The sequence below is a fragment of the Nisaea sp. genome, assembly GCF_039990255.1.
Taxonomy (GTDB): domain Bacteria; phylum Pseudomonadota; class Alphaproteobacteria; order Thalassobaculales; family Thalassobaculaceae; genus Nisaea.
The window spans coordinates 39,687-63,150 of record NZ_JBDXGG010000006.1; the positions used below are offsets into that span (position 1 = coordinate 39,687).

Annotated in this window: 25 protein-coding genes; 12 read left to right on the top strand and 13 right to left on the bottom strand. The window is 58.7% G+C overall.

Features of this window, described 5'->3' with window-relative positions:
* Positions 1-104 precede the first annotated feature (104 nt).
* Together ABJ076_RS04285 and ABJ076_RS04290 are read left to right on the top strand one after the other, a co-directional pair.
* On the top strand, positions 105-299 hold the full coding sequence (locus ABJ076_RS04285) for a hypothetical protein (RefSeq protein ID WP_348190462.1): 195 nt from the start codon (positions 105-107) through the stop codon (positions 297-299).
* Positions 300-494: 195 nt separating this feature from the next.
* Positions 495-707: a hypothetical protein gene (locus ABJ076_RS04290; protein ID WP_348190459.1), complete on the top strand. Its 213-nt coding sequence runs from the start codon at positions 495-497 to the stop codon at positions 705-707.
* A gap of 41 nt (positions 708-748) precedes the next feature.
* Here ABJ076_RS04290 and ABJ076_RS04295 read toward each other — a convergent pair whose 3' ends face one another.
* Positions 749-2,296 carry a benzoate-CoA ligase family protein gene (locus tag ABJ076_RS04295; RefSeq protein WP_348190456.1) on the bottom strand — a complete coding sequence of 516 codons (1,548 nt, stop codon included), beginning with the start codon at positions 2,294-2,296 and terminating at the stop codon, positions 749-751.
* A 93-nt stretch (positions 2,297-2,389) separates the two neighbouring features.
* Positions 2,390-2,854, bottom strand: a complete 465-nt coding sequence (locus tag ABJ076_RS04300) for a flavodoxin domain-containing protein (RefSeq protein WP_348190453.1) — start codon at positions 2,852-2,854, stop codon at positions 2,390-2,392.
* A gap of 161 nt (positions 2,855-3,015) precedes the next feature.
* Between ABJ076_RS04300 and ABJ076_RS04305 the strand changes: the two genes are divergently transcribed.
* Together ABJ076_RS04305 and ABJ076_RS04310 are read left to right on the top strand one after the other, a co-directional pair.
* Positions 3,016-3,915, top strand: coding sequence for a helix-turn-helix transcriptional regulator (locus ABJ076_RS04305; protein ID WP_348190450.1), 900 nt, complete (start codon positions 3,016-3,018; stop codon positions 3,913-3,915).
* A 19-nt stretch (positions 3,916-3,934) separates the two neighbouring features.
* Positions 3,935-4,441, top strand: coding sequence for a GNAT family N-acetyltransferase (locus ABJ076_RS04310; RefSeq protein ID WP_348190448.1), 507 nt, complete (start codon positions 3,935-3,937; stop codon positions 4,439-4,441).
* Here ABJ076_RS04310 and amrS read toward each other — a convergent pair.
* A complete protein-coding gene (gene amrS / locus ABJ076_RS04315) occupies positions 4,438-5,589 on the bottom strand; it encodes an AmmeMemoRadiSam system radical SAM enzyme (protein WP_348190445.1) in 1,152 nt (383 codons plus the stop codon). The genes ABJ076_RS04310 and amrS overlap by 4 nt on opposite strands.
* 87 nt (positions 5,590-5,676) lie before the next feature.
* Here amrS and ABJ076_RS04320 point away from each other — a divergent pair, with 87 nt between their 5' ends.
* The 5 genes from ABJ076_RS04320 (at position 5,677) to ABJ076_RS04340 (ending at position 10,627) form a co-directional block, all read left to right on the top strand.
* A complete protein-coding gene (locus ABJ076_RS04320) occupies positions 5,677-6,615 on the top strand; it encodes an AEC family transporter (protein WP_348190442.1) in 939 nt (312 codons plus the stop codon).
* Positions 6,616-6,866: 251 nt separating this feature from the next.
* Positions 6,867-7,562, top strand: a complete 696-nt coding sequence (locus tag ABJ076_RS04325; RefSeq protein ID WP_348190439.1) for a hypothetical protein — start codon at positions 6,867-6,869, stop codon at positions 7,560-7,562.
* A 156-nt stretch (positions 7,563-7,718) separates the two neighbouring features.
* The gene (amrB, locus tag ABJ076_RS04330) at positions 7,719-9,128 is read left to right on the top strand and encodes an AmmeMemoRadiSam system protein B (protein WP_348190436.1); all 1,410 of its coding nucleotides are present in this window, start codon (positions 7,719-7,721) and stop codon (positions 9,126-9,128) included.
* Positions 9,125-9,823: a DUF2268 domain-containing putative Zn-dependent protease gene (locus ABJ076_RS04335; RefSeq protein ID WP_348190433.1), complete on the top strand. Its 699-nt coding sequence runs from the start codon at positions 9,125-9,127 to the stop codon at positions 9,821-9,823. Before amrB ends, ABJ076_RS04335 begins: the two co-directional genes overlap by 4 nt.
* A gap of 150 nt (positions 9,824-9,973) precedes the next feature.
* Entirely contained in the window at positions 9,974-10,627 is a 654-nt protein-coding gene (locus tag ABJ076_RS04340; protein ID WP_348190431.1) for a DUF2268 domain-containing putative Zn-dependent protease, read from the top strand.
* Positions 10,628-10,802: 175 nt separating this feature from the next.
* Here ABJ076_RS04340 and ABJ076_RS04345 read toward each other — a convergent pair whose 3' ends face one another.
* From ABJ076_RS04345 to ABJ076_RS04355, 3 genes are all read right to left on the bottom strand, one after another.
* Positions 10,803-11,360 carry a GNAT family N-acetyltransferase gene (locus ABJ076_RS04345; RefSeq protein WP_348190429.1) on the bottom strand — a complete coding sequence of 186 codons (558 nt, stop codon included), beginning with the start codon at positions 11,358-11,360 and terminating at the stop codon, positions 10,803-10,805.
* A gap of 169 nt (positions 11,361-11,529) precedes the next feature.
* Positions 11,530-12,864 (bottom strand): adenylate/guanylate cyclase domain-containing protein, encoded by a 1,335-nt coding sequence (locus ABJ076_RS04350; protein ID WP_348202565.1) that lies wholly within the window; start codon positions 12,862-12,864, stop codon positions 11,530-11,532.
* A 45-nt stretch (positions 12,865-12,909) separates the two neighbouring features.
* Complete coding sequence (locus ABJ076_RS04355) at positions 12,910-14,487, bottom strand: gamma-glutamyltransferase (protein ID WP_348190423.1); 1,578 nt, start codon at positions 14,485-14,487, stop codon at positions 12,910-12,912.
* A 112-nt stretch (positions 14,488-14,599) separates the two neighbouring features.
* Here ABJ076_RS04355 and ABJ076_RS04360 point away from each other — a divergent pair, with 112 nt between their 5' ends.
* Complete coding sequence (locus tag ABJ076_RS04360) at positions 14,600-15,274, top strand: hypothetical protein (protein ID WP_348190420.1); 675 nt, start codon at positions 14,600-14,602, stop codon at positions 15,272-15,274.
* 89 nt (positions 15,275-15,363) lie between these two features.
* Complete coding sequence (locus ABJ076_RS04365; RefSeq protein ID WP_348190418.1) at positions 15,364-16,128, top strand: SDR family oxidoreductase; 765 nt, start codon at positions 15,364-15,366, stop codon at positions 16,126-16,128.
* A 6-nt stretch (positions 16,129-16,134) separates the two neighbouring features.
* Here ABJ076_RS04365 and mutT read toward each other — a convergent pair whose 3' ends face one another.
* From mutT to ABJ076_RS04395, 6 genes are all read right to left on the bottom strand, one after another.
* Positions 16,135-16,551, bottom strand: coding sequence for an 8-oxo-dGTP diphosphatase MutT (gene mutT, locus ABJ076_RS04370; RefSeq protein WP_348190416.1), 417 nt, complete (start codon positions 16,549-16,551; stop codon positions 16,135-16,137).
* Between the two features lie 58 nt (positions 16,552-16,609).
* Complete coding sequence (locus ABJ076_RS04375; RefSeq protein WP_348190413.1) at positions 16,610-17,104, bottom strand: GNAT family N-acetyltransferase; 495 nt, start codon at positions 17,102-17,104, stop codon at positions 16,610-16,612.
* An 11-nt stretch (positions 17,105-17,115) separates the two neighbouring features.
* Positions 17,116-18,348, bottom strand: a complete 1,233-nt coding sequence (gene argJ / locus ABJ076_RS04380; RefSeq protein WP_348190552.1) for a bifunctional glutamate N-acetyltransferase/amino-acid acetyltransferase ArgJ — start codon at positions 18,346-18,348, stop codon at positions 17,116-17,118.
* A 47-nt stretch (positions 18,349-18,395) separates the two neighbouring features.
* On the bottom strand, positions 18,396-19,334 hold the full coding sequence (locus ABJ076_RS04385) for a peptidylprolyl isomerase (RefSeq protein ID WP_348190410.1): 939 nt from the start codon (positions 19,332-19,334) through the stop codon (positions 18,396-18,398).
* Positions 19,335-19,505: 171 nt separating this feature from the next.
* Positions 19,506-20,420 (bottom strand): hypothetical protein, encoded by a 915-nt coding sequence (locus ABJ076_RS04390; protein WP_348190408.1) that lies wholly within the window; start codon positions 20,418-20,420, stop codon positions 19,506-19,508.
* 233 nt (positions 20,421-20,653) lie between these two features.
* Positions 20,654-21,799: an alpha-hydroxy acid oxidase gene (locus ABJ076_RS04395; protein WP_348190405.1), complete on the bottom strand. Its 1,146-nt coding sequence runs from the start codon at positions 21,797-21,799 to the stop codon at positions 20,654-20,656.
* A gap of 188 nt (positions 21,800-21,987) precedes the next feature.
* Here ABJ076_RS04395 and ABJ076_RS04400 point away from each other — a divergent pair, with 188 nt between their 5' ends.
* Positions 21,988-22,596: a CDP-alcohol phosphatidyltransferase family protein gene (locus ABJ076_RS04400; RefSeq protein ID WP_348190402.1), complete on the top strand. Its 609-nt coding sequence runs from the start codon at positions 21,988-21,990 to the stop codon at positions 22,594-22,596.
* Between the two features lie 173 nt (positions 22,597-22,769).
* On the opposite strand, the gene ABJ076_RS04405 is transcribed toward ABJ076_RS04400, so the two are convergent.
* Positions 22,770-23,411, bottom strand: a complete 642-nt coding sequence (locus ABJ076_RS04405) for a hypothetical protein (protein ID WP_348190399.1) — start codon at positions 23,409-23,411, stop codon at positions 22,770-22,772.
* Between the last annotated feature and the right edge of the window lie 53 nt (positions 23,412-23,464).

Here is a 23,464-nt window from a genome sequence, read left to right on the forward strand (position 1 = left end):
ATTTATTAATTCCAAAAACGAACCAATTTCATTATAAATAGCGACATTACCGCCTCATACAGGATCATTATATATATGTTCAGCCGTATTAATGGAGATGAGAGATGAAAAACAGCCTCATTCACACGCCGACTGAAAACGAAATCATCGCCGGAATAATTGCCGGGAAACAGGAACGGTCGATCGCTGTAATGTCTATGCTTTCCGGACTTTGGGGAGCCGTGATCAGCCACTTCGAATGGCGCGCAGACATCAACCGCACCGCCATTTCCGCCCGGTGCCCGGATTGCAGTTGCTGAAATCCAGGAAAACAGTCACGAAACTTCATCCTACATGAAATCTCGCACCCGCACAATTTCCGAAACGGCATGCCAGCCTTGCTGCACCGCAACATTGAAATGTCAGTGAACCTGACCTAAATTATCAGTCATTGGGAAACGCAACTAGCCAAGCAGAAACAATCAGCGGGCTCGTTTACAAACAGGAGCACTGTTATGACTGCTAAGAAAACCCTCATTGAACGTGACACCATCAACTTCTCTGAAGTCGAGCTCTATGTCGCCGCAGGTCGCGCCGAGCGCTCCAAAGCCGTGCACGAAGCACTGCGTGGCCTTGGCCGGAGCATAGCAGCACTCTTTGATCTTCATGCCGCAATGCAAAAGAAGGTCAGCTTCGAGCCGACCATCAAAGTCGCCCCGAAGCACTAACATAAACTTCTCCCCCGAGATCGAGCCCGGGAAACCACCGATCAGGCGGTTTCCCGAAGCTTGAATCGCTGGATCTTTCCTGTCGCTGTCTTCGGTAGCTCGTCCGCATAGATAATCCAGCGTGGATATTTGAAGCTCGCCAGATCCTTTTTGACGAAAGCGATCAGATCTTCCGTAAGCGCGTCTGACGCATCCACGCCTTCCGCCAGCACGACATAAGCTTTCGGCTTGATCAGACCATCATGGTCCGGATAGCCGACCACTGCGACTTCAAGCACAGCTTCGTGCTTCAGCAGCGCGCCTTCGACCTCGAACGGCGACACATAGATGCCGCCGACCTTCATCATGTCGTCATTGCGCCCGCAATAGGTATAAACCCCGTTCTCATCCGCGACATACTTGTCCCCGGATCGCGTCCAGGCGCCCCGGAACGTGTCGATGCTTTTCGCCCGCTGGTTCCAGTACATCACCGCCGACGTTGGCCCGGATACCTCCAGAATGCCCATTTCGCCGGGCTTGCAATCATTGCCATTCTCGTCGAGCAGGCGAAGCTGGTAGCCGGGGACCGCCTTCCCGGTCGCGCCGGGCACGATCTCGCCTACCCGGTTGGAGATGAAGATATGCAGCATCTCAGTACTGCCGAGCCCGTCCAGGATCTCCGTGCCCGTTCTCTGCTTCCAGCGGTTGAGCAGTTCTTCCGGCAAAGCTTCCCCGGCTGAAACGCAGAGCCGCATCGCATGCTCTTCGGTGCCTGGCAAATCCTTGGATGCGAGCAACATCCCGTAAAGCGTCGGCACGCCGAAAAACAGCGTCGGCTTGTGCTCACGGATGATCTCACAGACCGCGGCTGGTGCAGGCGGTCCTTCCAGCAGGATTGCCGTCGCGCCGACCGCAAAGGGGAAAGTCAGTCCGTTGCCTAGCCCGTAGGCGAAGAACAGCTTGGCCGCCGAATAGACGACATCCTCCTCGGAAATCCCGAGCATCGGAACGGCATAGAGATTTGCGCTCTCCAGCAAATGGGAATGCAGATGCACCGCGCCTTTCGGCATGCCGGTCGTGCCGGAGGTGTAGAGCCAGAAACAAAGATCGTCCGGCGTGGTTTCCGCCGGCGCCGTGTCGTCTCCGGGCGCAGCAATGAAATCCGCAAATGATTGCCGCCCGGCCACTTCGGCTCCGGAGACCACAACATGACGCGGCTCCGTTGCGACTTCAGAGAGAATTGACTCGATCAGATTGTCGGAAACGAAAAGGGCCTCGGCCCGGCTGTCCGCCAGGATGTAAGCATAGTCCCTTGGCGCAAGGCGGGTGTTGATCGGTACCGGAATAACCCCGGCCCAGATCGCGCCGAGAAAGGCCGTCGGGAAATCGATCGTATCGTGCAAGGCGAGGATAACGCGCTGCTCCGGCAGGACACCCGCCGCCCGGATGGCATTCGCGAACCGCTGAACCCGCTCCGCCAAATCCTGATATGTGTACGATCCGCCGCTATCGATGACAGCTTTCTTGCCCCCTCGGCCCGCCTTGAGATTACGGCCGATCAAGTCTTCTGCCGCGTTATAGAAACGCGCGGCACTGGCGTTCTCCGCCATATGTCCCTCCCAGTTTGGCCGATATGGCCGAATTGACCGGGTGCCGTTTACCGGCACTCCATTCTTATTTGTTAGCGGCGTCGCGCCTGAGACTCAGGCAGCCGCTTTCGCCTGCAGCGCGCCGATCCAGCCTTCGATCCACTCGATAGCCTCGTCTTCGGCGAGCGCGCCGGAATTCGCATCATGAATATGCCGTTCGATCACCCGCTCGGCGCCGCATTCAGACAGAACCGCATCGAACTTCGCACCGGCAAAATTGAACGTGTCTTCGTATGTCGTATCGCCGAGACCGAAGACTGCGAAGCTGACCCGTGCGAGGTCCGGCTTTCCGGAAACCAGAGCTTCGTAGAATTCCGTACCGTTATCGGGGATCTCGCCATAACCGTAAGTCGCGGTGCAGATGATGACATGCCCTCCCTCATCGAAAACCTCGAGACCCAAATCGCCCATCAGGGTTGCTTCCGCCTCAAAGCCCCGGTCCTCTAGGATATCGACCATCTCCTGGGCACAGAGATCTGCCGTACCGCCTTGTGTGGCAACGAGAATTTTTACCTTCATTCCTCGAACACTCCTCTTCGGCCAGGTCCCGGTTTGGTAATATGAGCTAAATCAGACACGCACTATAATTCATGTTATCGTAAGGCGCAAAGAATGATAATTCAGGTTCCTGCGGTTTATGATGGACCGAAGCGACAAAACCAAGGAAACGCCGCACGAATATGAGGCAGAGAACGCACAGCGACGTGCACCACCAGCGCCGAAATGCACTCGGGATTGAGGACTACCTCACGCGCCTCGGTGAACGGGTGCGTGCGGCGCGGGCTCAGCGCGGCATGTCTCGGAAGATCCTGGCGCGGGATTCCGGCGTTTCCGAACGCTATCTCGCGCAACTTGAAAGCGGCCGGGGAAATCCGTCGGTCGCGGTGCTGCATCAGGTTGCCGACGCCATGGATATGTCGATGATGGAGCTGGCGGACCCGCATGGCGGCACCGACCCGGCACTCGCCGAAATTCAGGCATTGCTCGCCCCTCTCGCCCCGGCAGAATTGTCGGAAGCGGCCGAAATCCTGGAGCGGCGATTTGCCGGCAGCGGAACGCGGGGACGGCGGATTTCCCTTATCGGCCTGCGCGGCGCCGGAAAAACCACGCTTGGCAAAGCTCTGGCGGACGCGCTCGGTTTTCCCTTTATCGAGCTTAACCGCGAGATCGAGCAGGATTACGGCGCCAGCATCGGTGAGATGCTGTCCCTCTCGGGCCAGCCGGCCTTCCGGCGTTACGAGAACCGCTGCCTGAATGCGATCCTGAACGAACATGAAGAAGCGGTGATCTCCACCGGCGGCGGCATTGTCGCCAATGCGGACACCTACACCATGCTGCTGCGACGCTCGCACACGATCTGGCTGCAGGCCAGTCCGGAAGAGCATATGCAGCGCGTTGTCGAGCAGGGCGACATGCGCCCGATGGCCCAGAACCGCGAGGCCATGTCCGACCTCCGCGCTATCCTCGAAGCCCGCGCTCCGCTCTATAACCGGGCCGAGGCGAGCGTCGACACCGATGGTGAAACACCAGAATGCAGTCTCGAGAAACTCACGGAAACAGCGCGCGAGCTGATAACCTGACAGGCAACCGCAGAAGATCGTGACGGCCGTGCAACAGAGGCTCGAAACAGAACGGCTTGTCTTGCGCAGTCTCGCCCGGACCGATGCCATATTCGTCGCGGACCTGATCAGCGACGAAGACGTCCGGCGCTATCTCGGAGGGCCGGTCTCGCCGGAGCAGCATGAAGCGACTTTCGCCCGTTATTCTTCCGGTGAGAACGGCGGGATGGTCTGGGTCGTCGAGACCAAAAACCTGCAAACATCAGTCGGACTCGTTTTTCTGTCCCCGCATCGGGACAACGGCGAAGCCGAGCTATCCTACCAGTTCAGAGCGCAGGACTGGAAACGGGGCTACGCGACAGAAGCTGCAGCACGGGTGCTCTCCCACGCGCTCGGGGACCTCGAATGTGTCCGGGTGATCGCCGAAACGCAAACCGCGAACCTCCCGTCCCGCCGGTTACTGACCCGGCTCGGAATGACGGAAATAAGCCGCCACGTCCGGTTCGGGTCCGAACAGAGCCTCTATGCGACCGGAAACCCGGCCTAGGCAAAAGCCGAAATATCCACCGGCATCCGCTTCTGTCCCCAGCGTCCCGGCGCCTCTTCGATCACGCCCGCCAGCTTCGTGCCGCAGCCGGTGCAGCAGCCACCCGCATCCAGCTTCCATTCCGACAGCACATACCAGTCCCGGCCGATCACCCGTTCGCCGCAGCCGTGGCAATAGGTGCTCTGCCGGCCGAGATCGTGCACGTTGCCGGTATAGGCATGCCGCACCCCATTGCGGCGGGCAATCCGGCGCGCCCGCGCCAGGGTTCCGAACGGTGTGCGTTCCTTGTCCAGCATCCGGTAATCGGGATGGAAGGCGGAGAAATGCATCGGCACATCGGGGCCGAGATGCTCGACCACCCAGCCTGTCATCTCGTCGATTTCCCGTTCGCTATCGTTCTCGCCGGGGATGATCAGGTTGGTGATTTCGAACCAGACATCGGTCTCCTGCTTGAGATAGCGCAGCGTGTCGAGCACCGGGCCAAGCTCGCTCTTGGTCACCGATTTGTAGAACTTCTCGGTGAAGGCCTTCAGATCGACATTCGCGGCATCGACATGCCGGAAAAAAGCGGGTCGGGCCTTGTCCGTCAGGTACCCCGCCGTCACCGCGACCGTTTTCACCCCCGCTTCCCGGCAGGCAATCGCCACGTCGTCCGCATATTCGTGGAAGATGATCGGATCGTTATAGGTGAAGGCGACGGAGCGGCAGCCGAGCTTGGCGGCGGCCCGGGCAATCGCCTCCGGTTGCGCCTCGGACTGCATCGTATCCATCTCGCGGCTCTTCGATGTGTCGTGGTTCTGGCAGAAATTACAGGCCAGATTGCACCCCGCCGTGCCGAAGGACAGCACCGGCGTGCCCGGCAGGAAATGGTTCAGCGGCTTTTTCTCGATCGGATCGATGCAGAAGCCCGAGGACCGGCCATAGGTGGTCAGCACGATCCGGTCATTCTGCCGCGCCCGCACGAAACAAAGCCCGCGCGCGCCTTCCTTCAGCTTGCAATAGCGCGGGCACAGCTCGCACTGAATGCGCCCGTCATCCAGCAGGCTCCAGAACTCCGTCTCGACAATCGGCCCCTTGCCCTTGAGCGCAGGAGGCGCGCTTTCGGCAAGATTTGGTGCTTCCTGCATGACCATATCGCTCACCAGCATTGTTCTTACGCCGGGTTCTCGCCCGGACTTTTAAGGCACTATACTCCGCCCCGTTTTTGACCGCTTCCCCAAACCTGGGACCGATCCTTGTTCGCCACCCTCATTCTGCCCATCGCGCCGATCTTCCTGCTGATCGTCCTCGGCCATCTCCTGCGCCGGGGCGGTATCCCGAGCCTCGAATTCTGGAACCTGAACGACAAGCTGGTCTACTGGGTGCTGTTCCCGTGCCTGCTGTTCAACAAGATCGCCGCCATCGACTTTTCCGGCGTGCATCTGGGCGGGCTGGCGGTCGCGGTCTATAGCGGGTTCGGCGCAGCGGTTCTGTTCTCGCTGCTGCTGTTCTTCTTGTTCCGCACGGAAAAGCCGCTCTGGACATCCGTGCTGCAGGGCTGCTCCCGGCACAACACCTTCATCGCGCTTGCCGTAGGAGAGCAGGTCTTCGGTGCGGAAATCCTCGGCACCGCCGCGCTTGTCACAGCCCTACTGATCCCGGTTACCAATGTGGTGGTGGTCTGCCTGATGGCAACAGCTCTCGCCAAAAAGGATGGGGGCAGCCTGACGGCGGCCGTGCTCCGGGACCTGGCGCGCAACCCGCTGCTGCTCGCGGTCGGGCTCGGCTTGGTGTTCAATTTCATGGGCTGGGTCGACGTGCCGGTTCTGACCGACATGACAACGATCCTCGGCGCCGCCGCCCTGCCCATCGTCCTGCTCTGTGTAGGCGCCAACATCCGGATCAGGGCGATGAGCGCCAGCATCAAGGCTCCCCTGCTCTGCGTCGCCGGCAAGATGGTGGTGTTCCCGGCGGCAATGGCTTTTGCGGGCTATATGATCGGCTTGGAACCCGACCTGCTCATGGCCGCCATGCTGTTCGGCGCCTCACCGACAGCGGCGGGCGCTTACACCCTCGCCCGCGCCATGGGCGGCGATGCTCCGGCAATGGCAGGGATCGTGACGATCCAGACCGCGCTTTCATTCGTCACCATGCCGGCGACGCTGCTGCTCGTCCAATACCTGATCGGGGGATAAGCAATCTCGCCTCCTATGCTACGCAGCATCACGCGCGGCGGAGAGAACGCCATGTGCTTGTTAGCTGCCGGTCTCGCACCCTGATAGTGCGGCGCGCTTCGAACAGTGCGCGAAAGGCGGGGTCGCAGGAGCGAACCAGCATCACCCAAACTTCGGCCAGGCTGCTCGCCTCGCAACGCGCGATAGAGAATTCGGACGGATGGAAAAGAGAAGCTAGTCGAACATTATGCCGCCTCACCGATGATTAGCTCTTGATCGGCTCAAAGGCGCCCGGCAACTATCGCGGGATGAGAATCAAAGAGATTGCCCTCCCGCACCTTCTTGCCGCTGCAATTGCACTGTTTCTGGCCGTAACGCTGTTTACAGTGTTTTGGCGCCAGCCGGATTACAGTGCATTTCATGTGTTCGAAAGCACTCAGGGGTTTCTCGGCGCCGTCGTTGGTGTAATTGGCGCTTTCGGCGTTGCAGCTTGGACGCTTCGATCCGAAAGGCGCCGGGAACAAAGACGACAAACACTCGAAACAGCCATCGACATGTCCCATATGGTTAGAAAAATAGATGGCATTGTTCGCATAATAGAAACATACACAACCCCAAAGGAAGAAGACGAACGTGAATTTAGGAACGGATTTTACAAAGACGCTGTCGATTACCTAACTAACTTTAAAAATAAATCCCTATCCATATCCGCAAAAGATTATAAATATGTCGAACTTCTTTATAGTCTTTCTCTAATAGAAGTACTCATTGATGCATATGAATCTGTTCATCGCGGAAGTATACTGATAAATTCCATTCCAGATGAAATAATTACAGGACAACTTAAAACACTGACCAGACAAGCAATGATATTTATTCGTGACGTTGCGCGAGTTTATCCAGACAACGACATTGCCTCTTTTCTTTCTCTCCATTCGGGACGAACGGACATCAATCCAGACGGCTGACATGACAACACCCACGCCATACTTGTCAGCAGGCAAAACACCAGCCCCAGACCGTGACCGACGCAAAGGCGAAGCCGAGCGCGCGGAAGAAAAGGGAGGCAATAATCCCTCCCGTTCGCGCCGGTCCCTCCCTATATTTGACGTATGGAACAGGAATTGAACAAAACCGGCGCCACCCGCGCGCCGCATGTCGCCGGCGCCTTCTACCCAGCCGAGCCGGACTCGCTGGAAAACATCGTCGCGCAGTGCATCGCTGGCGCGGCGGAGACGCCGGTGGCGGATGCGAAGATCATCATCGCGCCCCATGCAGGCTATGTCTTTTCCGGCCCCATCGCCGGGACCGCGTTCAAGCCGCTCTCCAGACGCCGCGAGACCATCAAGCGTGTGGTGATCGTCGGCCCGGCGCACCGGGTCGGGTTCAAGGGGCTGGCGACGACCAGTGCCGATGCCTGGGCAACGCCGCTCGGCACCGTGCCGGTTGCCTGGGATGCCCTGCGCACGCTTTTGACCCTGCCGAATTTCCACGTCTCCGACCGGGTGTTCGAGGGGGAGCACAGCCTTGAGGTTCACGTGCCCTTCCTCCAGCAGGTGCTGGGTGATTTCGAGATCGTGCCGATCCTGGTCGGCGACGCCAGTGCGGGCGACGTTGCACGGGCGCTCGACGCGGTCTGGGGTGGGCCGGAAACGCTGATTTCCGTCTCCTCCGATCTCTCCCATTTCCTCGATTACGAGACCGCCCGAACGCTCGATACCCGGACCATGCAGAGCATCGAGTTGCTGAAGCTGGAAGCGCTCGACGGCAAAGGCGCTTGCGGGCACCGGGCGATTGCCGGTGCGCTCAGCCTCGCCCGGCGGCGAGACATGCGGGTAACCGGGCTCGATACCCGCAATTCGGGCGACACGCACGGCGCCAGGGACCGGGTGGTCGGCTATGGCGCGGCGGCGATGGAATATGCCGGGAGCGCGCGGATTCCGGAAGCCGACCGGGAGCAGATGATCGAGGCTGCCCGTTTCGCCCTGCGCTTCGGCGCCGAGCATGGCCGGCCGCCGGATGCGCAACTGGGCAAGGATCTGTCGCCCTGCCTGACGGCCATGCGGGCCAGCTTCGTAACCGTGAATATCAAGGGCAAGCTGCGCGGCTGCATCGGCAGCGTGATCGCGCATCAACCGCTGCTGCTGGATGTCATGACCAATGCCTACAAGGCTGGTTTCGGCGATCCCCGCTTCCCGCCGCTGACGGCGGAGGAGCTGGCGACGGCGGACCTGCACGTCTCCATCCTCTCCACCCCGCACGCCCTGCCCTTCACCAGCGAGAAGGATCTGGTGTCCAAAGCGCGGCCGGACGTGGACGGGCTGATCATGCAGGAGGGCAACAAGCGCGGCCTGTTCCTGCCGAGCGTCTGGGAAGGCCTGCCAAAAGCAGAAGATTTCATCCGCAACCTGAAGCGCAAGGCAGGTCTGCCGATGGATTACTGGTCCGACAGCCTGCGGGTGTTCCGCTATACGACGGAGAGCTTCGGGGCGCCGTTCGCGGATCGTGCTCAGACAGGAGAGCACGCAGGATGACCAGCGCCGGGGCATCCGCGAACTGGCATGTCCATTACGTCAATGCGCGCGGCAAGCTCGACGGTTTGAAACCCCATGTCGAAGCCGCCCTGCAAGACGTCTATCCACGCATTTCGAAGGTCTGCGAGCCGCCCGCCGTCGACATTCTGGTGGAAGCTGTCTGGAACAGTTCCGTCATTCCGGAACGGGGACATACCGGCTTCGCCAACGAGGAACTCGTCACGCTCTGGCTAGCGCCCGAGCATCCAAAACTCGCGGAAAACCTTGGCGAGCCTTTGGCCAGAACAGTCGCGCACGAGATGAATCATGTCATGCGGTTCCGCGCTGTCGACGGCCTTAAAACCCTGGGCGACACCCTGGTAAGCGAAGGTCTTGCAGGACAGTTCGTCAAAGAATTGTTTGGCAACGAGCCAGAACTCTGGGAGCAAGCCCTTTCAAGGTTCGAGCTTCGGCAATATATCGAGCTTGCAAAAGAAAATTTCGAAACGAGTGCGAGCTATAGACCGAGCGGCAACGATCTCGATCTTTACGAATGGATGCTCGGCAAGGGGTCTCTGCCGTTAAGGCTGGGCTATACGCTCGGATACGAGATCGTCGGCCAATACCCCGAAGATCATCCAAATCACAGCGCGTCCGGTCTTCTTGACCAACCAAGCGCCGACTTCAAAACGGCACTCGACAATTTCGCGGCTTAACCCGCCAACCCGCCCGGCAAGGCCGCCATCTCTTTCGACCAGACCGCGACGGCACACCATACGCGCACTTCGAGCAACTTTAACCGCCCACTGAGAAAACAGACTCAAATTCGGTTGTTACAACTCCATATTTTTTCTACTCTCAAGGGTATGAATTGGCATGTTCATTATCTCGACGGCCATGGCCGGATATCGCCCTTCAAAGCGGCAGTCGAAAAGGCACTAGACGATGTGAAAGCGCGCATGCTTGCTGTCTGCGAACTGCCGCAGGTCGATATCGTCGTCCGGGCTGTTCCAGCTGATTGGGTGATTCCAGAAAAAGGTCATGTAGGCCGTTGCAGTGGCGAGATCGTGGATCTCTACTTGGCTCCGGAGCACCCGAATCTCACCGGAAATTTGGGTCAGTCGCTCTCCCAAATGATTGCACATGAAATGCACCATGCCATGCGATTTCAGAGCATCGGTCTTCCAAAAACTTTGGGCGACGTACTTGTTTCGGAAGGTCTCGCCGGGCGTTTCGTCGAGGAATTGTTCCAGAATGACCCGGAACCCTGGGAGCGGGCATTCTCACGGCTGGAATTGCAGAAGTTCGTTCCGCTTGCACAAACGAGCTTCGACGGCAGCGACTACGATTACGCAGAATGGACATACGGAACCGGCAAACTGCCCCGCTGGCTCGGCTACACGCTCGGATATGAAATTGTCGGCGATTTCATCGCGAGAAATTCAGGTGCTTGCGCCTCAAATCTTGTTAGCGCGCCCAGCGCCGACTTCAAAATGGCACTCGACAGTTTCGCGGCTTAACCCGGCAACCAGCCCGGCAAGGCCGTCATCTCTTTCGATCAGACCGCCGACGGCACTCCTCCTCCTTTGATCTTCGGCTCCGTCAGCGGTCCGGCATCTCTCGATGACCACCTAATATGCGAGGGACTTGCCGTTCATCGCGCAGTTCTCACCGGAAGCGTTCAATAGCCCAGCATCACTCAGCCAGTGAAATCCGGAACAGCAATGTTGCATGCCCACCCAAGGATTTTTCGGCGGTATAGCGCCGCAACAACGATCCACCAGATTTTTCAATCACGCGGATTGAGGCGAGGTTTTCGGGGCTGGTCGTGACATCTATGTGCTTCAAGCCAACAGCTTTCGCCTCTGGAAGAATTGCTATCAGTGCAGCGGTTGCTAATCCTTCTCCCTGTCTCCAGGGCACGACGGAATAACCAATGTGGCCAGAACATGTGGGCGGTAAATCCTCGGAGCCGGGTTTCCAACGCAAACTGATGTGGCCGCAAAATTCATTGTCCCACAGCCAGCGCCGGATACTTGGCAGACGCTGGACTTCGGACCCGTCCGGTAATTTTATTGGGCCCGCTTTCGCAGTGGGATCATCTAGCTCAGAGACAAATAATGCCGCGTCTTTTGAGATCCTTGAAAGCTGTTCCTGTGATGCTTCCGATCTCAAATTGTCCGGTGACCACCCTCTTTTCAGAGCATCCACATATGCCGGAATTTGATCCATGCCGGGCTTGAGCAATTTCATTCGTGGTCACATTCATTAAATTTCAAATCCAAGCGGACATTTGTCCATTGCGTAACATTGGTCAAGATTGGCTCGACGCTTCCGTTGATCTTGAGGAGCACCGACAAGGGTGCGCCGGGCCTGGGAACTGACGGGTGCCATCGTATTGAAGTACGGCCCGCGTTTGGACTTAACCCGCCGTCCCGCCCGGCAAGGCCGTCATCTCTTTAGACCAGACTTCCAGCGGCACTTCAAACCCGCGGATCTTTTGTTCGCCGAGCGGCTTCAGCAGGTCGTCCGGCCTCGCTTTTCCTGCCACCCCGGTATCCGTCAGTACGGTCGCGCCGGCATCTTTCGCCAGCGCCTCCAGCCGCGCCGCACGGTTCACCGTGTCACCATAGATCGTGAAGGCCTGCCGACGGCTTGAGCCGACACGTCCGCTGGCGACGGGACCGGCTGCAAGTCCGATCCGCACCCGGAAGCCATGCTTTTCGGCGCATGCCAACAGATCAGAAGCTGCGTCGAGGGCAGCCCGTTCCGGTGCCTTGATCTCAAGCGGCGTATTGAATGCAGCGAGCAGACCGTCACCTGTGAAACTGATCACAACGCCCTCCCGTGCGGAAATTGCGTCGGTGGCATCCGCAAGGAAAGACCCGAGGGTTTCGATCACCGCAGCCGGATCGCGGCCATCCGCATATTTGGTGAAATTCTCGATGTCGAGCACCAGGGCAACACCGCGCCGGACTTGTGGCGCGAGCGTCTCCCTGTCTGCCACCAGACGCTCCGCGATAACCTCGGGAACATACCGGCCAAAGGCGCGCTGTAGCTCCTCCCTCGCCGCTTCCGCCTCGATCTGGGCGAAAAACACATTCCGGGCGCGATGGACCGCCAGGGCAAGAATCAGGGCTGCCACCATCACGAAGCCTGTTTCCTCGACGCGGCTCCCTGTCGCGATGAAATCCGGCGATAAAACCAGGGCAAGATAATCGTCACGGGTCCAGTTAACGGGCAGGTCGCCCCAGGAAAGCGGTGTCTCAACGCCGGAAACCGCAAACCCGAAGGCCGCCCACCAGCCGATTACGCTCATCAGTCCGGACCAGGCGACAAGACGCCAGGAGAGCGAAAGGCTGGCCATTGCTATCAGAGGGAATAGAAAATGGATGCCCTGATTCCTGAAACTCAGGATTGGTTCGATACCGGACGGATGGAAAGCAGGCGCCAACACAAACAGCACGCAGATACCGAGAATATCGACCGCATAGAGCGCGTATTTCAACCACCAGCGATCATAGCGCGTCCCAATCACCAGAAATGCGCCGACGCCAAGTGCGGCGAACAGCGACAGAACAGTAATGATCAATGGATCGGGCATATGCCCGTTGGCGGTGCGGCTGGCGATAAACCAGACGATCTGCAATGCCACCGCCGCAGTGCGGCAGAAAATAGCAAGCCTCAAGCCTTGCCGTTCGGCTCTCAACAATCGATCAAGCGCAGCCTGGTCCCGCATCACACTGTCCTCCGACACTGGCAGATGCGCCGAACCGACCTAATTTCAAGCTTATTCAGGCATCTAGGCAGACAATGCTGCCGCGAGCGGTGTCATCGGATGCGCGGCTGCCGAAACGCCATCTTCCGAGACCATGGCACCCAACGGGCACGCATACATGATCGGGTAGGTGGTCGGCGGCCAGCTCTCGGTAGGCGCAACGGCCTTCAGCTTTTCCATGGTTGCTGCATCGAAACGGGCATCGGCATAGATGGTATCGATGGCACCGAGGTCGACCCGAGGCTGATTGAGCGCAGTCGCCATGTCCATGCCGAAATCATTCACGAAGGAGCAGAGCTGGAAGACAGCCGGCATGATTTTCCGGCCGCCAGAAGCCCCAAACCCGAACCAGGGCTTGCCGTCCCTGGTCACCACCGCCGGCACCATGTTGCAGAGCGGCTTGGTGTCCGGTTTCAGCGAATTCGGGCGTCCCGGTCGCGGATCGAACCAGTTAATGCCGTTATTCATCATGACGCCGGTTTCCGGGAACAGCACCCGGCTGCCGAAGCGGGACAGCAGCGTCGTCGTGATCATGACGATATTGCCCTCGGCGTCGGCGGCCGCGATATGGCTGGTGCAGCTCCGGTCACCATGGTCCCCGGCATGACCAAGATTTTCCATCCGGTATTCGTACGAGGCCTTCAGGGTGCGGGCATAAGCGGCATAGGCATCCGCGTCCGGTGCCTCACCAGAGAAGGCCGGCAAATCTTTCAGCGCATCGGCGAAGCTCGGTCCGGCTGTCAGACCGCCCGGCACATGATAGGTCGCCTCACCGCGCGTCATCGACAGCGGCTCCTGGATTTCCGCCTCATAGGCTTCCAGATCCGCCATCCGTACGGAGGAACCGAGCCGTTCCGCATCGGCGGCAATCCGCTCGGCGATGGCACCACGATAGAAGCTGTCAGCGCCGTCCCGGGCAAGTTCCTCGAGCGTATCGGCAAGATTGCCGAGCTTCAGGAATTTCGGTGTCGGGTCCGCCCCCATCGCCGGAGGAAAGCCACCAGGCAGCCAGGTTTCCGCCGTCGCCGCGCTTTTCTGCAGCGCGGGCATGTCCGCTGCACACATCAGCGTGGTCCACCAGGTGACACGATGGCCGCGCCGCGCAAGCCCGATCGATGGGGCGATGACATCGGCCAGGCTTTTGCTTCCGAATTTCTCCATCGCCAGCGCATATCCTGCGACCGTGCCCGGCACGGCAATCGAATACGGCCCGTTCACGTTCCGATCATCCACCACGGCAGGCCAGCCGAAAAGATCGGCGCCAGCGCCCTCAGCCAGCGGATAGTCCGCCGGGTTCAACCCCTTCGGCGACTTCATGGCGAAATCGACGACCCTGACCGCCTTTTCCTTCGCCGAATAGAGCGTGATGTAGCCGCCACCGCCAAGACCGCTCATCCAGGGCTCGGCAACCGTCAGGGCAAAAGCCGTGGCAATTGCCGCGTCCATGGCGTTGCCGCCATCATTGAGAACCGCCTGCCCGACAGCGGCCGCTTCGACGTTCTGGGAGGCCACGGCACCGCGCGGACCGGTTGCCGCCGGCTTTTCCGAGTGCCATGTCTCATAGGTCCGCTCGAACGCGGCAACGGAAGCGGGAACGCTCATCGGTGGTACTCCGGGCATGAAGGTTGCATTGCCGCAAGAGAGTGCGACACCCTGAGTGTGGTATCGATGATACGGAAAAAGCAATTCGGACGTCAGAAAGGGTGATGTTCCAATGACCAGCTACGGGAAATCGGCCCGGATGACGGTCCTCGCGATCCTGGCGGTGCTTGGTCTGCAAATGGCAGCGCTGCCGGCGGTGAAAGCGCAACAGCCACCGCCTGACGAGCCCCCACAGGACGTCAATGACGAAGACTGTTCAAAAATTCCCGGCGGAAACGCACCGATAAACATTCTGGCGCGGCTTAAAGGCGGGATGGCAGTCGAAAACCTCGAATTCACCTATTTCAAGAAGAAGCTCTATCAGCTGACCCAGCAAGATTTCGACTACCTGAAGAAAATCATCCCCTATTGCGGAGAGCAGAAGACAGAGCAGATTGGCTACATCCTTGATCGCCTGTCGGTGCTTGTTCTCGAAGCACAGCAAATCCGTCAGAAATCCATCGACTGGATCAAGGATACGGTCGAAAAACTTGATAAAATGCCTGCGACAAAAGCCTCTATAGAAGATATTCACAATCTCGAGGCCGAGCTGAAAAACCGGCAACTCGAGATGACCCGCGCCGACGGTAAGTACCTAGCCTTGAAGCTGAACGAAACCCGCGACCGGCTCTATCAAGAAGCGAGCGTGGAGCAGTCGCCCGGCAAGGAAGCGCAGGACCCGGATCTCATGATCAGCCCATTCTTACCGGAAGTCCCCGCTGACGAACGGCGACCCGATCCGAGCTGACACGGCAGTCTTCTCGTTTTTCTGCGTGCGAAGATGCGCCCATCGCGACACACTCCCGCTCACAAAATCTATAACGATGGGAGGAAGTTATGTCAGGGAACGGAAAAACCGCTCTCGTAACCGGGGCTGGAACAGGCGTTGGCCGGGCAGTCGCGCTGGCATTCCAGAAGGAAGGCTACAATGTCGTTCTCGCCGGTCGCCGGCTGGAACCATTGGAAGAAACTGCCGCCATGGCCCATTCGGGCGGCGGAGCCATGCTCGCGGTGCCGGCGGATATCGGCAAGGTGGCCCAGGTGGATGCGCTGTTCGATGCGCTGAAAAAGGCTTTCGGCCGACTTGATCTGCTGTTCAACAATGCTGGTATGGGCACACCGGCTATCCCGATGGACGAGTTGACCGCCGAACAATGGCAGGCCGTCGTCGACGTCAATCTCACCGGCTCATTCCTCTGCGCACAGCGCGCCATGGCGATGATGAAGGCCCAAAAACCCCAGGGCGGGCGGATCATCAATAACGGCTCGATTTCGGCGCATACGCCGCGGCCGAATTCCGCGCCCTACACCTCGACCAAACACGCCATCACAGGGTTAACCAAGTCGATATCCCTCGATGGCCGCGCCTTCGACATCGTCTGCAGCCAGATCGATATCGGCAATGCGGTAACGCCGATGACCGAGCGTATGGTCAAGGGCGAGGGCGTGCCGCAAGCGGACGGCTCCATGAAAATGGAACCCCGCATGGATGTGGAACATGTGGCCAGCTCGGCGGTTCACATCGCCCGCATGCCACTCGACGCGAACGTCCAGTTCATGACGGTGATGGCAACCAAGATGCCCTTTATCGGACGAGGCTGATTTGGCTCAGAGATAGTCCTGCAGCATCGCCACAAGGGGCACATCGGCAGGCGGCATCGGGTAGTCCTTCAGACGCATCGGACGCACCCATTTGACCGCCTGCCCTTCCTGCGGCGAGACATCTCCCCACCAGCGGCGGCAAAGATAGAGCGGCATCAGCAGGTGGAAGTCCTCATAGGCATGCGACGCGAAGGTGAAGGGCGCAAGGCAGCTCTCCTTCGTGTCGATGCCGAGCTCTTCCTGCAATTCGCGGATCAGCGCTTCCTCCGGGCTTTCACCCGGATCCACTTTACCGCCGGGAAATTCCCACAGCCCGGCCATCGACTTGCCCTCGGGACGCTGTGCCAGCAGGATTCGGCCATCAGCGTCGATCAACCCAACAGCAACAACCATGATGATCGGCTTCGATGCGCTGTCACTCATGCCGGCATGGCCTTTCCGCCGCGCGCCTGCCAGTCAGAATGCAGCAGCTCCAACTTCATCATGTCGACCTCATCTCCGAAATTCGGACGCTGCACCCGCATATACCTGCATGAGCAAGTCCGCATTTCTCCATAACCCGTATCGATGCGGGATTTTCCAGCATCGCCGCACCCCAGATCCGTTTCAGGCCGAGCGTTCCGAAGCCGAAATCAAGCACGGCAGCAAGCGCTTCGCTGGCATAGCCGCGCCCCCAAACAGGTGTTGCAAGCCAATAGCCGAAATGAGCCGTCTCTTCGGGATCGAACCGCAGGTCTACTGTCCCGACAGGATTTTCGGTCGACCGATCGAGGACGAGATGATAGAGCCCATCTTTCTCTGCACGTCCGGTCCGGGCACGCTGGATATAAGCGTCAGCGTCCGGACGGGTGTAGGGCCACGGCACCGATGTCAGATATTTGACGATGTCGAAATCGTTCATCAGCTCAAAAAGTGCGTCGCCATCTGCAAGCTCCGGAGCCCGAAAGGCCAGCCGCTCCGTCGTCACGCTCTCCATCGTACCGAAACCTAGCTGCGATAATCCGCGTTGATGCTGATATAGCCGTGGGTCAGGTCGCAGGTCCAGACAGTGGCAGTACCTTCCCCCACTCCAACACTGACATCAATGCCGATTTCCTGCCCTTTCAGATGGGTAGCGACAGGCGCTTCATCGTAATCCGGGTTCAGCTTGCCGCCGACCGCTATATCCACCCCGCCGAAACCGATGCTGATCTTGGAGACATCGATCGGCTGCTCCGACTTGCCAACCGCCATAACGACCCGCCCCCAGTTCGCGTCCTCGCCCGCAATTGCCGTTTTCACCAGAGGCGAATTGGCGATGGAGAGCGCAATCTTGCGCGCAGACTCGTCTGAGGCGGCGCTGGAGACTCGAACCTCAATAAGTTTCTGCGCACCCTCACCATCGCGAACGACAAGAAGAGCCAGTTCCCGCAGAACTGTTTCCAAAGCCTGCCGGAAACCGTCAAGTGCTGGATCCGACGCCGAGGCGGGAGCCGCGTTCCCAGCAACACCGGTCGCGAACAGGAGCAAGGTGTCGCTGGTCGAGGTATCGCTGTCGACAGTGATGGAATTGAAGGTCCTGTCGACCGCCGGAGAGAGCACCTCCTGCAAAATTGCCGCCGGGATTGCCGCATCAGTGAAAACAAAGCTCAGCATGGTGGCCATGTTCGGCTGAACCATGCCGGAACCCTTGGCGATACCAGAGATGGTCACAGTCTTGCCGTCGATCTCCGCAGTAGCGCTGGCACCCTTAGCAAAGGTATCTGTCGTAAGGATAGATCCCGCCGCAGCGTCCCAGCCACCTTCGGCCAGCTTGGCTTTGGCATCCGGCAGTTTGGCGATGATCTTGTCATGCTGCAGGACCTCGCCGATCACACCGGTCGAAGCGATGAACACTTCGTCGGGTGAACAGCCAAGAATGCCAGCCGCCGCGGACGCCGTCTCGCGCACAGCCGCATCCCCGACAGCGCCGGTGAAAACATTCGCATTACCGGCATTGACGACCAGACCGCGCCCACTGCCTTTGGCCAAGATTTCCCGGCACCAGATGACGGGCGCACCCGGCGTGGTGGACCGCGTCAAGGTTCCGGCGACAGTGGTTCCGGGCGCGAGCTCGGCAACCAAAACATCGTCCCGATTTTTGTATTTTATTCCGGACAAGACTGTGGCCGTACGCACGCCGGCAATTGCCGGTAGCGTCGGAAAGGAGTCCGGAGCAAGCGGCGAAACCTGATCGGTCATGGTCATGGTCATGGTCATGGTCCCACGGAAATGATTTCGATGGAAGACTATTGCGCCGGGAGTTTGGAGCCGTCCGGCCCGAAACGCTCGATATCGACTCCAGAGCGAAGCGCCTCGACAGCCTTGGTCAGGATCTCGCGGGTCAGATCCTGCGCCAACTGAGGCTGCACCTGCTCAAAGCTCGGCGGCTGCAGGGCGCGCCGATCTTCGACCTTGATGACATGCCAGCCGAACTGGGTCTGCACAGGCACCTCCGTGAACTCGCCCGCCTTCATGGCAAAAGCGGCCTCGGAAAACGCCGGAACCATTGCATCGGCAGTGAAGTAACCAAGATCTCCTCCGCTGGAGCCGGACGGTCCGGTGGATTTTTCGGCCGCGAGCTCCGCAAAATCGGCGCCTTGCTTCAGCTCTTCGATAATCGCCTTTGCATCATCTTCGCTGGCAACCAGAATATGGCGGGCTTTGACTTCCTCGCCGGCATCGGCGCCGCCCTTGATCGTCTCTTCGTAGCGCTTGCGCAACGTGTCCTCGTCCACCGCATCCTTCACAATATCGGTCATATAGACCTCGGAAATGATGTCGGCTTCAGCCCGTTTCACCCGCACCTTGACCTCGTCACGGTCCTGAATTCCCGCTTCCCTTGCCGCTTTGGCAATCAGACGCGTATCAATCGCCCGATCCAGCATTGGCGGATAGATCTGCTCCATCGGCGCCTGCTGATACTGCTGCGGCAACTGCTGGATCTGCTGGAGGACTTCCGAGAGATAGATCGGCTCGCCGCCAACGGTCGCAACGACGGTGGTCGCCGGGTCGATGGCTGCCTGATCGAGAGGCTTAGTTTCCGGCGTGGTGCCAGTGGTCTGCGCGGCGGCCGGAAGGGTTGCGGTCAGAACCAGCACGGGCAGAGCCAAAGCAGGAAGCAGTGTCGTTAGCGAGAGGCGCAAGGCCGGGACGTAAAATGCAGGCCGGAAGTAGAGATGTTTCATTAAGGCGCCTTTCACCGGACCATCGGCCCGCGCTTTGTTCTGAAAATGGCGCGAGAGCCCGGCTTCCGCGCGACGAGCAGCCCTATCAGATCACCCAAAGAGCGGCAAGGCGCGTTTGCAGCCTGCAGTATGACAAGTTCGAGGGTAGCGGCGCACGTGTATCTCCTGAAATCAGCGTGCGCGAAACGGCAGGATAAGATCGAAACGTAACCACTCTGCCGGAGAACGGTGGTTCGACAAATCGCTATTATCGGCGCGGATCAGGACGATGGCGCCTTCAGTATCATCGCTGCCGCCGAAATGCGGCAGATCCCGCCGCACTGTCTCTATGATCCCGTTGGCGATGGCCGCTCCATGAGCGCCGGTATCGACGAAAATACCCGGTCGCACATCATGCACTGCTGCGCTACCGCGCACATCAAACACAACCCCGGTCGCCCGCATATCGATGCGGTCCAGAAAATCTGCCGCCCCGATCTCGATTGCCGCCGTACCACGCAGCCCGTCATAGCGCACGGAAATATTTTCGAACGTGAGGCCCAGCGGGCTACTGCTCGCACTGCCCGCTTTCTGGAGATAGCGCTCCCGCCCCACTCGCACCGCACTCAGCGCGGCTATATGAAAACGCCGTTCGACATCATGCGCCGCATTGTCCGGGACCCGCATCAAGCCATGCACAAGCAACCCAACATTACTGACGGCACGGCGGATAAGGCCACTGAGATCTTCGGTCAAAAGGACCGCCGTCGAACGGGAAATCAGCACGTCGTCAGTGCTCGATGCGGCAGATGGGACTAGCGCATTCACATAGGCATTTGCTGCATAGGGCGACCTCGGCCGGGCGTGCTGGGGCGCGGACGTTGAAGCCGCCTCGCTGGAAAGATGAACATCGACGACGTTTTCGTTCCCATCGCCTTGATTACTATCACGCTTGGGTTTCTGATCACGCGTACCTTGGTCGTCACGCTGCTTGTCGCGGCGCGGCAAAACTCTCTGATTGAGCGCCTCTCCAGCAACCTGGCGGCTTGCCCGCCCTGCTGTCGGCGCGATCACCCCGGATGTGTACCCGGTGATCCGATCAATCATGCGCTCACCCTTTCTAGGTAATGCAACAGATGCATTAACGAATTTTAATCTAAATTAATCGTAAATTCCAATCATCTCCAGGATTCGATTTTCTTTAAAATGAAGATCTAATATATCACACATTGAAATTTAATTCACACCCATACCGCGAGCACTCTGCGGCACCCTGCGATTCATAGCGGCGGAACGCCCTCCCGGGACATGGCCGGGATCACAACACAGCCCTGGCGGTTTCAGCGAAACGCCACAGACTCTCGCGTCAGGTCTTTGACGCTGCTGCAGCCCATCAGCCGCATGTCCCGTTCGATCTCCGCCTTCATAAGAGTCAGCGCTCGCTCGACACCAGCCTGACCGGCAGCCGCGAGCGGATAGAGATAAAAGCGCCCGCCCCCAACGGCCTTGGCACCTAGCGAAAGCGCCTTCAGTACGTGGGTGCCGCGTTGCACACCGCTATCCATGATGACGTCGATCCGGTCGCCGACCGCCTGCACGATGGCGTCCAGCTGATCGAACGGCGCGCGTGAACCGTCGAGCTGACGGCCTCCATGGTTCGAGATCACGATGCCGGTGCAGCCGATCTCGACCGCACGCTTTGCATCCTCGACCGACATCACGCCCTTAAGGCAGAACTGCCCGTCCCAAAGCTCGACCATCTTCGCGACATCGTCCCAGGTCATCGAGGGATCGAGCATTTCTGTGAAATACCGCCCGATCGACATTGCGCCACCGCCCATATCGACATGTTCGTCCAGCTGCGGGAGCTTGAAGGCTTCGTGCGTGACGTAATTAATGCCCCACATCGGCTTGATGGCGAATTGCAGCATGCCGCCGAGCGTCAGACGGAAGGGAATGGAGAAGCCGGTCCGGAGATCACGTTCCCGGTTGCCACCGGTGATGCTGTCCACGGTCAGCATCATGACATTGATGCCAGCCTCCTTGGCCCGCTCCATCATTGCCTTGTTCAGGCCACGGTCCTTGTGAAAGTAGAATTGATAGCATTGCGGGTTGTTGTGCTTCTTTCTCAGCTCCTCGAGGCTGACCGTGCCGAGGGACGAAACTCCGAACATGGTCCCGAACTTGTCTGCGGCCGCGGCCACAGCCCGCTCGCCGTCATGATGGAAGAGCCGCTGCAGGGCCGTTGGCGAGCAATAGATCGGCATGGCGAGCTTCTGCCCCATCACCGTCACCGACATATCGACATCCTCAACCCCGCGCAGGATGTTCGGCACCAGATCGCAGCGCTCGAAACTCTCCGTATTGCGCCGGTAGGTCACCTCGTCGTCAGCAGCGCCGTCTATATAGTTGAAGATAGGGCTAGGCAGGCGGCGGCGCGCCAACGCGCGAAAATCATGAAAATTATGGCAATCCGAAAGTCTCATACGACCGCACTCCCCGTATCGGCACTAACAGTTTGGAACAGTGCTAGTACATGGTCGGAAATCATGTAATCGGAATCTGCCCCCAGATACCGCACAGTGAGCTAAACATCATCTTTGCCGGTTCATCGAACCGCACTAACTAACGCGCTCTGGAAAGAGTCGCTCAGGTCAAACAACCGAAGTCAGCCATGCTTGATGCTTTTGTCAGACCCCTAATCGATCCGCCACTGGATGCTGCGGGACGCGCACTTGCGCGGCACGCAGTCGGTGCCGACAGCGTGACCGTCGCCGGACTCGTTCTCGGCATCTCGGCCGCTGCAATGATCGCGCTGGAATATCCGATCTGCGGACTTGTCCTGCTCCTTCTTTCCCGTCTGGCGGACGGCCTCGACGGTGCAGTTGCCCGCGCGAGCAGGAAAACTGACTTTGGAGGTTTCCTCGACATCACGAGTGATTTTCTGTTTTACGGCGCCGTGCCCTTGGCCTTTGTCTGGACCGACCCGGCTATCAACGGGGCCGCAGGCGCATGGCTGCTCACCAGTTTCTATTTCAATGGCGCGACTTTTCTCGGCTACGCAATCCTGGCCGAAAAACACAAGATGGATAATACGAAGCGCGGCCCTAAATCTCTCTATTTCACAGGCGGGCTACTGGAGGGGACCGAAACCATCGGTTTTTTCATCCTCCTTTGTCTTTTCCCCGCACTGTTCGCCCCCTTAGCGTGGGGTTTCGGAGCACTCTGCTTTGTGACAGCAACATCCAGAATTCTGCTCGCCCGCAGGATTTTCTCAGAATAACCTATTAAACTGTTGGGCCCCACTCGGTTGATGCCAAAGCGTGATGCGGCATTACTGGATGAGGCACGAGACAATAAGACCTGGTATCTCAACAATGGGGCCGTCAATCCAGACTGTGCGCCATCATAATTCACATCCCCAAAATCCTTAGTTTTGGGCGACATCACGAACAGTCACTCCCGCACAAACTCAAAATTTTCCAGTTCCTCAAAAGAGGCGATGATCTGGACTGACTTCTGCTGTCTCGCGTCCGAAACAAGGCCACGGATTGTTGGCATCCAGTCTCGGTCCACTCTCCAGACCGTTTCAAATAAGGCCTGCGTCGGGGGCATTTTTTTCTGCCCCCCTGGCGGCAATTCCAATGTCCCATGCGCCCATTTTAGTTGACGCTCCGCCAGGAGCCAGAAGTGCTGCCATAGTGGAAAATCGCAAAAAATAACGTGATTTGCTCGATCGATACGTTGATCAATGGTCTCCAGCATCCCGAGACCTTCTATTATCCAATTATCGTCTCTGATTACACTATTGTGAGCTTCCTCATAGAACACCCTTGGTGCGGGCACCCAGCCTTCTTGCCAAAGTAATTTGTCAATTTCGCACACGGGAATGTCGAGCTGCCGGGACAGTTTCACGGCGAGCGTTGACTTGCCACTACCTGCATTTCCGATGATAGCGATCCGCATGTGATCCTCGAAGTTGCTCCAGCGCATATGATTGAAGGTATCGACCTTAGGTGTCGCCCAGTACGGCCACATCACCGCAATACTGGAGTGGATACAAGCCCCGAACCCTTTACCTGAAGGGTTCATCAGCATACCGATCAAACATCAGAGCACAGTCAATCCCGTTTCGAATGCCAAGTGGGGCG